10 protein-coding genes are annotated in these 12110 nt (G+C 41.3%); 1 reads left to right on the forward strand and 9 read right to left on the reverse strand.

The features are described from left to right. Positions 1-23 precede the first annotated feature (23 nt). The 7 genes from GN217_RS02305 to moaA form a co-directional block, all read right to left on the reverse strand. A complete protein-coding gene (locus GN217_RS02305) occupies positions 24-1232 on the reverse strand; it encodes a DUF4317 domain-containing protein (protein ID WP_156854862.1) in 1209 nt (402 codons plus the stop codon). Positions 1233-1348: 116 nt separating this feature from the next. Beyond that, positions 1349-1549: a hypothetical protein gene (locus tag GN217_RS02310; RefSeq protein ID WP_156854864.1), complete on the reverse strand. Its 201-nt coding sequence runs from the start codon at positions 1547-1549 to the stop codon at positions 1349-1351. Positions 1550-1642: 93 nt separating this feature from the next. Beyond that, positions 1643-3040, reverse strand: coding sequence for an NAD-dependent succinate-semialdehyde dehydrogenase (locus tag GN217_RS02315; protein WP_156854866.1), 1398 nt, complete (start codon positions 3038-3040; stop codon positions 1643-1645). Between the two features lie 74 nt (positions 3041-3114). Beyond that, the gene (locus tag GN217_RS02320; protein ID WP_156854868.1) at positions 3115-3585 is read right to left on the reverse strand and encodes a molybdenum cofactor biosynthesis protein MoaE; all 471 of its coding nucleotides are present in this window, start codon (positions 3583-3585) and stop codon (positions 3115-3117) included. Continuing rightward, complete coding sequence (locus GN217_RS02325; protein ID WP_156854870.1) at positions 3582-4859, reverse strand: molybdopterin molybdotransferase MoeA; 1278 nt, start codon at positions 4857-4859, stop codon at positions 3582-3584. The genes GN217_RS02320 and GN217_RS02325 overlap by 4 nt, the downstream gene beginning before the upstream one ends. 11 nt (positions 4860-4870) lie before the next feature. Then, on the reverse strand, positions 4871-5881 hold the full coding sequence (locus tag GN217_RS02330) for a MoeB/ThiF family adenylyltransferase (protein WP_156855021.1): 1011 nt from the start codon (positions 5879-5881) through the stop codon (positions 4871-4873). Between the two features lie 33 nt (positions 5882-5914). Next, on the reverse strand, positions 5915-6925 hold the full coding sequence (gene moaA, locus GN217_RS02335) for a GTP 3',8-cyclase MoaA (RefSeq protein WP_156854872.1): 1011 nt from the start codon (positions 6923-6925) through the stop codon (positions 5915-5917). A gap of 538 nt (positions 6926-7463) precedes the next feature. Between moaA and GN217_RS02340 the strand changes: the two genes are divergently transcribed. Then, positions 7464-8681: a dicarboxylate/amino acid:cation symporter gene (locus tag GN217_RS02340; RefSeq protein WP_156854874.1), complete on the forward strand. Its 1218-nt coding sequence runs from the start codon at positions 7464-7466 to the stop codon at positions 8679-8681. 105 nt (positions 8682-8786) lie between these two features. Here GN217_RS02340 and GN217_RS02345 read toward each other — a convergent pair whose 3' ends face one another. Both GN217_RS02345 and GN217_RS02350 read right to left on the reverse strand, forming a co-directional pair. Next, entirely contained in the window at positions 8787-9827 is a 1041-nt protein-coding gene (locus tag GN217_RS02345; protein ID WP_198042563.1) for an SEC-C domain-containing protein, read from the reverse strand. A gap of 373 nt (positions 9828-10200) precedes the next feature. After that, positions 10201-11643 carry an SLC13 family permease gene (locus GN217_RS02350; protein ID WP_156854878.1) on the reverse strand — a complete coding sequence of 481 codons (1443 nt, stop codon included), beginning with the start codon at positions 11641-11643 and terminating at the stop codon, positions 10201-10203. Between the last annotated feature and the right edge of the window lie 467 nt (positions 11644-12110).

Below are 12110 nucleotides of genomic sequence, written 5' to 3' on the forward strand. Positions count from 1 at the left end.
TGGAATATTTTTATTTATTTAAACTATAACACAATTGATTCATCTGAGTCCTTTCCCGGCTCACTCTTACCTAAATCTTCCTCGATGATTTCAAACCCTTCAATCACCGTATTTTCTTCTAGTTCAATGACAAGACAAAGTTTCCCGTCGAGTCGCATCTGGCGAATGTACCGTAATTCACTCGGGCTCACCTTCAAATCGGCAGCTTTCGTTTTGATTTTAATTGATTTAGAATCATATTTCGGTACAACATTCGTTGCCTTTAATTCGAACTTCTCATCGTTGATTACCTTTTTAAAGGCTTCCTCTACAGCTTCCGGTTGTACATTTTCTATACCGCTGCTGCTTAAAACAGTTTCCATATCTCGATAATCAAGCTTCGGTGTATCATCCGGGTCCGTTTCTTCAATCACCTGCTGGATCTCATCATACACATTTGCAAGTGTCGCTGTTGTAAACTGTTCCCCGGCAACGTCTTTAACTATCTCTTCAAATACAATCTTATCCTCTTCAGCTGTCATAATTTCTTCTGCGTTCAGTACGTCTTCAATAAAGGAGAAATCCAATTCCTTTGATTTTCCTGTCGAATAAAGGACATGGTTCACATCTGATACACCTTCTGTAAAACATGGGAACAGAAAACCTCCTATAGGGGCATTCAAATCAATAATTGGATCGACTTCAATATTGTATTTAAATTCTTTTTCCACATAATCAAACGCCAATTCTTTCCTCGGCTCCTGAGTCGTATTTATCGTACACATAATAAAGAAATGGGAATAGACTTTATCTCGTTCATTCTCCTCGGTTTCTTCACTGCTCGGTTTTACCGTCTTCAAATATTCACCTTTTGTGAATGTAACGATAATATCTTCCTCATACTGCTTTACTTCCAACATCTTCTCTACAATCTGCAGCATACGATCTCTCCATGTTTCACTATGTTCAGTCAGCACGCCTTGATGGAGAAGCAACTGGGTACTGTTTTCCGCTTCGTGAGCGAATCTTAATTCAAACAGCTTCCTATCGAGTTGGCCTGCAAGTACTTTCTTAAAATTGTTCATAAACAATTCTTGTTGCTCTCTCTCTAACATTTCAAATGGTGTGCTCTCCTGATGATAGATTTCACTTGAATCTTTCATAATATATACGTTAAATACTTCATTTATTTTCAATAAATCATTTTCCGGCTTTAACTGCCTGCGAAAACTAGCAATATCCTTTTTATTCACGTAAACACTCCTTATCTAATAATCTAATCTTAACTCATTCATTATACTACAAAAAAGGACGTCAAGGAGAATCCTCAGAACGTCCTTATTTTTAGATATAATAATATATTTTCTCTTTAGCTCCCTGCCTGTCCTCTCACTAAACTAGTTAACGTATTAACAATTATCGTTGCTGCAAAGACTACCACTGCAATTGCTCCTATAATGAAAAAGACTGTCCCTAAGGTTGAATATTCTTCCGGGATGAGGTAGCTTAAACCGATAAACGCAAATCCGGAAGCAATTGCAGCAAGCAGCCAGCTTAATTTTTCAACCATGGTATCCCTCCTTCTCTTCTACAATATGCAACAGGAATTCTGATTGTCCGTGTGCATATTAGAAGAAAGGAACGGAGCACTTTCCCTGTCCTTTCACTCTAAACCACCAATGGATAAATATTTTGTTTCCAAATATGGTTCAATTCCTTCAAGTCCGCCTTCTTTTCCGATTCCGCTTTCCTTTAAACCACCGAACGGAGCGTGTGCAGCAGACGGGGCACCATCATTCCAACCAATGACACCAAAGGTTAGATGTTCATGTAAATACGTACCTGTCCGGTAATCATTTGTAAAGAAGTATGCAGCTAAACCGAATGGTGTGTTATTTGCGATATCAATCGCTTCTTCCACCGTATCAAACACAGTAATTGGAAGCACGGGGCCAAAAGTTTCCTCCTGCATGATATCCATTTCGCCAGTTACTTGTTTAAGAACGGTAGGATAGATGAAGTAATAGCCTTTATCATCATCTTTATCGAATTTATTCCCTGTAAGTACTTCAGCACCTTTTTCAACGGCATCATCGATTTGACTGACAACTTTTCTAAAGCCGTCCCCATTGATGACCGGGCCGATTTGAGTATCTTCTTCCAGTCCGTTTCCAACTTTTAATTTTGCTACTTCCCTTACAAGTCTGTCAGCGAATTCGTCTACAATTTCTTTTGCAACGAGGACTCGGTTTGCACAAATACAAGTTTGGCCAGCGTTACGGAACTTAGATACAATAGTTTGTGGAACTGCGATGTCAAGGTCGGCATCTTTCGTAATGATGAGGGGGGCATGCCCACCAAGTTCCATCGATACGTGTTTTACCGAATCGGCACTTTGTTTAATTAACTGTTTTCCAACTGGAGTTGAACCGGTAAATGTAATTTTTCTCACGAGTGGACTATCTGTGAAAATCTCACCGACCGTTCTCCCTGAACCATTGACGACATATTGGACCACATCTTCTGGAATTCCTGCTTCATATGCTAGTTCAATCAGCTTAATCGTTGTAAGTGGAGTTTCACTTGCCGGTTTTACGATAAATGTACAGCCCGCAGCAAGTGCCGGTGCAGCTTTTCTCGTCATCATTGCTGCAGGGAAGTTCCATGGTGTAATTGCTGCAACCACTCCTATTGGCTGGCGGGTCACGAGGATACGCTTAGACTCGGTATTCGCTGGAACGGTTCTCCCGTAAATCCGTTTTGCTTCTTCTGCAAACCAATCAATATAGCTTGTTGCATATTCAACTTCTCCAAGAGACTCAGAAAGCGGCTTCCCACTCTCCAGTGTCATCACGCGGGCAATTTCTTCCTTCTGCTCTAATACCTTTTCAGACCATTTCCGCAGCAGACGTGCACGTTCATGGGCATTCACTTTCTTCCACTTATTGAACCCATCTGCAACCTTTTCAAGTTTCGCCTGAATATCTTCCTCTGTGTCGATCGTTACCTCTTCTACTAATTCACCTGTAGCTGGATTCAATACTTTTATATTTTCTGTCATGTTTCATCATCCCCTTCCATATTAATAGATCCAAAATTGAATTCCCCTTCAACGTACCGATTAAACATATGAAACTACTGCTTCCCACTCTCCTTTCGTGCACCAGTTGGATAGACTTGTGTTTCCAACTGGTTACCAATCCATGTCTCCCCATCTTCCCAATGTTCCTTTTTCCAAATCGGGACAATCTGCTTAATGCGCTCAATAACATATTCATTTGCTTCATAAGCAGCCTTGCGATGGGGGGAAGAGACAGCGATACATACAGCAGTCTCCGATATATCCAGACGCCCGATTCTATGGGTGACTGCGACTTCTGTTTCTGGCCATTTTCCCTTTACTTCATCTCCTATTTCAGCAAGCTTCTTCTCGGCCATCGCTACGTAAGCATCGTATTCAAGATAAATTGTTTTCCTGCCCTGGGTCCATTCTCTCGCAATCCCGAGAAAGGTAGTGATTGCCCCAGCTTCTCTGCGTATCACCTTCTGAATTACAGCCTCCGTATCGATTGGCTCTTTCACAATTTCATACATTTTCTCTGTCACACAAGTTCTCCCCCTTTCAACCAATCTCCCCATGTAACTCCAGACTGCTCCTCCAGGGAAATCACTGTTATCTGTTCACCTTTTTCATAGCCTTCTTTATTTCCAGGGAGCACAATAAGTATATTTGCTTCAGCTAAGGAAGTAACGATATTCGGTTTATCAAGGCCAACAGGAACTGCAATTACTTTCCCATTTTCATATACGAGCTTACCCCGGACGAATCGATGAAATGGATTAGCATTCGGAAAGTCGGCACCAAGCTCTGCCCTTAGCCTTTTCAAATAGGGCTTCTCCATATGCAAAAAGTGACGGATTACAGGCCTTGCGTACATTTCAAAGCCGACATAACAGGAGGATGGATTGCCTGATAAACCGAAAAATGGTTTACCATCAACCTCTGCTACCGTTGTAACAGAGCCGGGACGCATTTTAATTTTATTAAACAATACATTCGCATTTAATCTCTTTAAAATATCTGGGATATAATCATAATCGCCGACAGATACACCACCCGTTGTAAGCAATATATCTATCTTTTCCAGCGCAGCAACAACTTGGTCATAGCAAATTTCAAACTCATCCGCAAACTGGCCGAGGGAAACGGGGATGCCACCAGCCCGCTCAATTTGCCCGATTAACATGTAAGAATTACTGTCCCTTATTTTGCCCGGTTCTAGTGCTGCATCCACTGATAGAAGCTCACTACCAGTAGAAATAATTCCTACTAGCGGTTGCTTAACGACGGGAACTTCGCTGTAACCAAAGGTCGCGAGCAACGCCATAATTCCTGGATTTATGTATGTCCCCTTTTGTACAAGCACTTCGCCTCTTTTCGTATCTTCACCTGTTTTTGTAATATTTTCAAACGATGTTAGTTTTCTAGTAAACTCGATAAATGTCTTTCCATCTTGCCTCTTTTCCTCTACATCCTCCAGCATAATCACCGCATCGCACCCGCCTGGGATCTCAGCACCGGTCATAATCCGGACGGCTTCATTTTCCTGAACGGTTCCTTCGAATATACTACCCGCCCCAATTTCACCAACTACTTCCAGTTTACTAAGACCATTTCCAGTATCGTTTGCCCGAACGGCAAATCCGTCATATCGTGTTCGATCAAAGGGAGGAACAGCATGATCACTAATCAAATCTTCCGCAAGAAAAAAACCGTGGCTCTCTTCAAGAAGGATTGACGTCTTCTCTCCTTTTACCGCGTGTTGCATGACCCTTTGAATTGCATCGTCCACCTCAATAGGTGTACGTATTTCTACCATTGAATAACCTCCTAACCAACAAGCTGGTAATAAATTTTCCTTGCTTGTTCAATTGAATCGGTCCCATGAATGAAAGTCCGACCATCTTTAAAAATAACAATCCGTAAATCATCATATTGAAGGGATAGTAAAAAGTCATTCACATTAACTTGACCAAGCCTTCCCAGCTTGCTTGCAAGGTCTGGTAAAACAACGTCACGCTTCGCCCTTATTTGTACGGTATTTCTGCCGCAGAGGACTTCTGTTTTTGTTCTATCATCATAACTTAATGCTGGGTACGCCGGATTTGTACCGCATGTTGGACAATCTGCTTTTTTTGCCCGGTCAACCTTAATCGTCTGATATTGATTGGACCAGAGATCAAACATGATAAGCCCGGTTCTTAAAGCCTCTTCATCTTCTACGAGCAGTTTTAATGCTTCTGCAGATTGGTGGGCAACAACCATTTGTACTGCCGGAGCAATGATTCCAACTGAATCGCATGTGGCGCCAGTCATCGTCGTTGTATTTAAAATACAAGCTAAGCATGGTGTTTCACCAGGTAAAATCGTATAGCTCATCCCTGTACTACCGACGACAGAACCGAATATCCATGGGAGCTTGTATTTATGAATCAGGTCATTCATAATGAAGCGAATGTCGAAGTTATCAGTCGCATCAATTACAAGATCCGCTCCCTCAAGCAGTGGTGCAAAGTCCTCTCCAGTAACATCAAGAATATATGCGGCAATTTCCACCTCCGGATTAATCGCTTTCAATTTTTCTTTTGCCGCTACCACTTTTGGGATTTGATTTTTCGCATCCTTTTCCGTGAATAATTGCTGGCGCTGGAGGTTACTAAGTTCCACATAGTCGCGATCAATGATTGTCAGTTTACCAATTCCAGACCGGACGAGATTCGCGGCATTAGCTGTTCCTAGTGCCCCGCAGCCAACAATGAGAACATGTTTTTGATTGATTTTTTCCTGACCGGATTCTCCAATCGGTTTAAATAAAGCTTGTCGCGAATATCGTTCATTCATCACTTCATTTCCTTTCTTTTCTCGCAATCCATTTTAACCACCGATATAAGACATTTCGATTTTTTTCTTATTTTTCGCTGTTTGTTCTGTGCGTTCATCTGAATACCGGTCTGTTCGCTTGCCCCAAATTGAAGCTATTGTTTCTTTAATTTTTCCGTCATCTGTTTCCGAGCGGACAAGCTCCTTTAGGTCATACCCACTGGAAGCAAAGAGACAGGTATAAAGTTTCCCATCTGCCGCAATGCGGGCGCGGGTACAAGTCGAACAGAATGATTCAGACACAGATGTAATGAAACCGACTTCTGTATCTGTTCCTTTATAGCGGTAACGTTTCGCCACTTCGCCAAGGTAATCCGGGTCAACCGGCTCGACGTCAAAATGCTTCGTAATGTTGTCAAGGATTTCTTTTTTCGTTACGACTTTACTGAAGTCCCACCCATTCGTCGTGCCAACATCCATGAATTCAATAAATCGCAACGTAACTCCTTTTTCTTTAAAAAATTTCGCCATCGGGATAATTTCCTGTTCATTCATGCCTTTCTTAACGACCATATTAACTTTCACATGCAAGCCGACTTTCAGCGCTTCATCGATTCCTTTAAGCACTCGTTCAGTACTTACTCCACTATCATTGATCGCTTGGAACGTTTCATTATCGAGGGCATCCAAGCTTACATTAATCCGTTTCAGACCTGCATTTTTAATCGCTTCCGCCTTAACCGGAAGCAGAGAGGAATTCGTCGTTAAAGCAATATCTTCAAGGCCATCAATTCCGTTTAGTTGTTCAATCAGTTGTGGGAGATCCCTTCTTAGTAGCGGCTCACCGCCGGTTAATCTAATTTTATTCACGCCAAGCTCAACGAAAGCAGTCGCAAGTCTTGTGATTTCATCATTACTTAGTAATTGCTCCTTTGGTAAAAAAGCATAATCCGGACCAAATATCTCCCGTGGCATACAGTATGTGCACCGGAAATTGCAGCGGTCTGTAACAGAAATGCGTAAATCCTGAAGTGGTCTCCCGAATTTATCGGTAATATTCACCATAGACGCTCTCTCCCTTCCAATTATTATTCCTCAAGTTGCCGTTCTTTTCACTCTTATCCTTCATTATAAGCCTTTTGCTAGATAATATCGAATAGTTTGTATGATTAATAGTGATACATGTTATTTTTTTTATTGAGTTGCTTATTACTTTCATTCACCTTAAGTGGGTGCAACTTACCTCTGGAGGTCCGCAGTCCACCGGGCAACTGAACGGCGATTAGAGGTCTAGCCAAGAGAACGTGCTAAACATTTCCGCTGAATGAAAGCTGCTGTTTCGTAGAGAAGTAAAAAAACGGGTTTTCAAGGAGACTTCCTTAATTAACCCGCTTAAATTTTTACATTCAATACATGCTTCTTCTAAAATCTTTTTTCTCGTACTGATTTAGTTCCCGTTCTTTTTCCAAGTATTAAATTGGATAGCATTTGAATGGCTGGTGGTGCGTCAGGGTTAATATTTCCGTTCTAACTATGTTTTAAAAGCATAAACTATAGGGAATATAATTGTAACCCATACCAACAAAGATGAGGAGGCGGATGAATGAGTCTGACGAAAAAGATTTTAATCGCCCTTGTTCTTGGTGTCATTGCAGGTATTATTTTAACGTTTATTCCTGAAAGCGTTTTCTCACCACTTGATATGTATTTATTAACTCCGGTTGGTCAAGTGTTCATCAACTTGATTATGATGCTCGTTGTTCCCATTGTCTTTGTCTCGATTGTGCTCGGTACCGCTGGTCTAGGTGAGCCGGCTAAGCTAGGTAGGATTGGAATTCAGACGATTAGCTTTTTCCTTATTACGACTGCAATTGCTATATGTATTAGCCTTGCGCTTGCCTTTATGATCAAGCCAGGGACGGAAGGTGTCTTTGATGTAGATGCTGCAGATTACGAAGCGGCTGAAGCCCCGCCAGTTGTTGAAACAATCGTTAATATTATTCCTACGAATCCAGTGTCTGCCATGTCTTCCGGTGATATGTTGCAAATCATTGCATTTGCCATCTTCATCGGTATCGCACTTGCCTTTCTACAAGATAAAACACAAGGTATCCAACGTTTGTTCACGCAAGCCAATGACATTCTTATGTTTCTTGTTAACCTAGTTATGAAAGCAGCCCCATATGGTGCTTTTGCGCTTATTGCCTCGGCGATTGGCGGAGCAGGACTTGATGCAATCGGCTCAATGGGGGCATATATGGGAACTGTTATCCTCGGGCTATTTGTCCATGCTGCTGTTGTTTATAGTCTCGCCATCTGGCTGCTTGGAAAAGCAAATCCTTGGACATTTTATAAAGGCTTTTTCCCGGCGATGTCAGTTGCTTTCAGTACGTCAAGTTCCAATGCAGCCTTACCAATTTCAATGAAATCAGCTCAGGAAAACCTTGGAGTGAGCAAGAGTATAAGCAGCTTTGTTCAACCCCTTGGCGCCACAATCAATATGGATGGAACAGCCATTATGCAAGCAACAGCTGCTGTGTTTATCGCTCAAGTGTATGCGATTGATCTTGGATTCTCGGAAATCATTATGATTATTCTTACAGCAACACTGGCTAGTATTGGAACGGCTGGTGTACCAGGTGTCGGACTAATCATGCTTGCAATGGTCCTTTCGCAAATCGGGCTCCCGGTTGAAGGGATTGCTCTAATAATTGGAATCGACCGGCTGCTTGATATGCTGCGGACAGCAGTTAACATTACAGGTGACGCGGCATGTGCCTACATTATTTCCGAGAATGAAAAACGTAAAAAAACTGGATAAGAGAGGAATCTTCTGGGACACGGGGTTGGGACACGGGGTTGGGACACGGGGTTGGGACACGGGGTCAGAGCCCTTGTCCCAGATAAATCCTCTGACTCCGTGTTGTTAAATGATTTCATTTATTTCTTCTTGTATTTTGGTTAGTTCTTTTACGATGACAGGCATCATTTTATTTATATTATTTGTGACGGTTGAAACAGCAACTTCATAGTTTCTTGCAAGTTCTGTTTTTGACAAATCTTCTTCATAATTAGCGTTATAAACAATGAATTCAATCGCTGCAGCAAATCCTTCAGGTTTTCTGATTGTCGGACGTACCGCTTCCGTATATAATTTCCATATTACAATCGCCATATCGAAAAAATGATCGGAAACTGCCCCTTTCATTTTCATCTGCTCTGTCACAATTTCAATAACTTCTCCGTACAGCGGATCTGCCCACTCGATAGCAAAATTATCATCCAAGTGTTCGTTCACTCTTGATTTCACTAAAATTTCCGGATAGTTTTCAATGAATTCTTCGTCCGTAAGCTGATAGATTGGATGATTGTCGTTGCACAACATTTCCGAATTCACAACTGGAGTCAGAATAAGCATATAGTCATAAGATTGGATGGAAGGAACTAATATTCCTATAAATACTTCTTCCATCTCCAGGTCTTGCTCTTTATTCAGCAACGTATATGTTTCCTTGCTTCTCCGGTCTTTAAACGTGACAGAGGTGTCTGTAATATCAATAATTTCATAGATGGATGGAACAGCTTCCTTCCAACTTTCAAATGTTTTTCTAACATTTTCATACTTTATTGCATACCTCTCTCTTCGATAAAATTCATCAAATAGGGATTGTCCCTTGCGATAAGATTGATAAAAAATCGCCCATTCTAAAAGACCGTACTTCAAAATCTCTATTACTTCTTGATCATCTATATTATATTTGCGGGCTTCCGAAGCAGACATTTCCGACAATTCCTCTTCATATTCGTACCAGGCAAAGCTTAGAAGATCTGATTCTAATCGTTCCAATTCAAATTCATAACGACTAGTATCCATTTGAATGACCTTGGATTTGGGCGCCCCGTGACAAATTTTATATTTTTTCCCACTTCCACACGGACAAAAATCATCTCTATGTACACTTACCATGAACATCACCCCTCGTATTATATATTTCAAGAACAAAAATTTACTTTTTGATAACTAAATTTAACCTATCTTTCAATCACATTATAAGCGTTGTTTATGAAAACGAAAAGCAACAAGTTCCTTTATGTGTGAAAGGAAAAAGATATGAAGAGATTTCGAACAAATGGGGCAGCAGTGACAGCGGATCCAAAATAATCGAGAATGCATAGCTTTGTAAACTGGATAACCTCTTCTGGCAAGTCTTCATAAGTCGTAGAAAGGGCGCAGGGCGGACGTGGCTATTATTAGCAATTCCAGTCATCCACAACATTTTTATTTTATAATTTCCTATACCATGAAAAAAAGAAGTTATTTAAGTTAAATTTCCCTATTATTACGGCCAGAATCCTAGCCAACGCCACCATGTAAATGCGACGAGCAGCGTAATGATTGTAGTTACAACCGTTGCAACAATTCCTGGCAAATAAAAATCTCGCTGCTTAATCAAACCCGTTCCATGAATTACAACGTTTGGCATTGTTTCCACAACTAAAATATAACCGAACAGCATTGTAACCGATGAGGCAAATGCAATAACGACCGGATCAATACCTACTTGTAATGATAAGCCGATTAGGACAGGCATCAGCGTAACAACAGCTGTCGACACATTTGTTACTCCAAGATGATAAATTTGCGATAAAATAACGGCTAAACATAAGGCAAGCCATGGGTTACTGAAGGCTTGTTGAACAATATCAGCTGTAAACAATCCCGCTAGTAAATCGATTGCTCCTGTTTCAATCAAGACGAATCCAAGGGATAATGTTGAACCGATGAGCAGCACCATGTCGAAATTCACATCGATTATTTTGTTCCATTTGACAACTCCAATCCTAGGAAATGCTAGGAGTACAACCGCTAAGAGTGCGGGGATCGTCGGATGATAACCATGAAGGGCCTGGGTCATCCACAGTATCACTGTAAGCATAAGGATGAGCAGACATTTAATTTCCTTACTGGAAAACTTACCTAGCGCCGTCTGCTTCTCTTTCATCTCCTTCTGCAAATCACTAAATGAATAGTCCTCTGGTGGGTAGCAAAACCAGACGATGATCGGAATAGTAATAATCAAAAGCAACCAGATCGGCAATGCATAGATGAACCAATCTAGATAGGATAAAGACGTTCCAAGATAGGATTGCAAAATTTCAATCGTCAAGATATTTCCAATTGCAGCCGTTAAAATCGCTGTACCACTTATATTCCCCGCAAAAGCTGTCCCGATAAGCATCAGCTTACTGAAATTGCTTTCCCTACCTGCACCTACTACTCGCAATATGGAAAGAACCACCGGCGTTATGAGCTGGGCTCTTACCGCTGTTGCCGGAATAAAAAAAGCCTGCACCTGCATAAGTAAAAACATCCCAGCAAAAATCCCTTTTGCTGACTTACCCCATTTTGCAAGAATCGCATAAGTAACCCGCTCCATTAAGGAGGTGGCATTGACCGCCTTTGCGATCATCATTCCAGCAATGATTAAAAAAACAGCGGATGATGCAAATCCGCTTAAAGCTGTGTCAATCGTTGTCCCGTTTAAGAAAAGCAGTAATACAAGCGTAAGAACGGAAGTCATCCCAAGCGGAATTGGTTCCATTGCCCAAAGTAAGAGTCCATACGCCATGACAGAAATCGCAACACGAGCATTCCAATCGACATGACTGGGGATAAAATAAAGTAGTGCAAGAAACAGCAATGTCGCAAGCGTAAACGTAATCGCTCGTTTAGTAAATAAAAGTTTTTTCCCTGCTTGAACCCAAGAAGTTTTTCGTTTCATTATTCATCCTACTTTTTTGAATTTTTTCACACACCTTCATCTTAAATGCTTTTGAACCGTTCGTCAAAATGAAAAAACATCAAAAAAAGGGCCAATCAAAGCCTAAGCTTTAATTAACCCTTTTGCACTTATAAGAAACTATAAAATAAAAATGCTATGATAACTTAGATATCCAAGGCTAGCCACTTCCGGCTCCAGCGCCCAGCAACTAGCAGATCTTTTGGTGGGACGAGCAGTGCGCAGTCCCAAACTTCACACTCCTTCAATCGATAAGTCAACATCAACTCAAAACTAAAGGAGGGCCGCTTAAATACGGGCTAAAGCCCAACAACGGCATACCCTTAAAGGGGCATGTTTCCTTTATCTCATTGCGTAAAGGGGAAGTTCGATTAAGTTCGCTCACGTATGGGGCAACATCGAACTACCTTCCGTCCTAGGAGGCACAGTTTGTACGTTGCTACGACGCA

Source organism: Oceanobacillus sp. AG, assembly GCF_009746545.1.
Classification (GTDB): Bacteria; Bacillota; Bacilli; order Bacillales; family Amphibacillaceae; genus Oceanobacillus; species Oceanobacillus indicireducens.

Excerpts from the sequence above, each read along its gene's own strand:
- GN217_RS02340 (WP_156854874.1), top strand. The coding sequence starts at position 7,464 with ATGAGTCTGACGAAAAAGATTTTAATCGCCCTTGTTCTTGGTGTCATT.
- GN217_RS02345 (WP_198042563.1), bottom strand. The coding sequence starts at position 9,827 with ATGGTAAGTGTACATAGAGATGATTTTTGTCCGTGTGGAAGTGGGAAA.
- moaA (WP_156854872.1), bottom strand. The coding sequence starts at position 6,925 with ATGGTGAATATTACCGATAAATTCGGGAGACCACTTCAGGATTTACGC.
- GN217_RS02330 (WP_156855021.1), bottom strand. The coding sequence starts at position 5,881 with ATGAATGAACGATATTCGCGACAAGCTTTATTTAAACCGATTGGAGAA.
- GN217_RS02350 (WP_156854878.1), bottom strand. The coding sequence starts at position 11,643 with ATGAAACGAAAAACTTCTTGGGTTCAAGCAGGGAAAAAACTTTTATTT.
- GN217_RS02315 (WP_156854866.1), bottom strand. The coding sequence starts at position 3,040 with ATGACAGAAAATATAAAAGTATTGAATCCAGCTACAGGTGAATTAGTA.
- GN217_RS02325 (WP_156854870.1), bottom strand. The coding sequence starts at position 4,859 with ATGGTAGAAATACGTACACCTATTGAGGTGGACGATGCAATTCAAAGG.
- GN217_RS02310 (WP_156854864.1), bottom strand. The coding sequence starts at position 1,549 with ATGGTTGAAAAATTAAGCTGGCTGCTTGCTGCAATTGCTTCCGGATTT.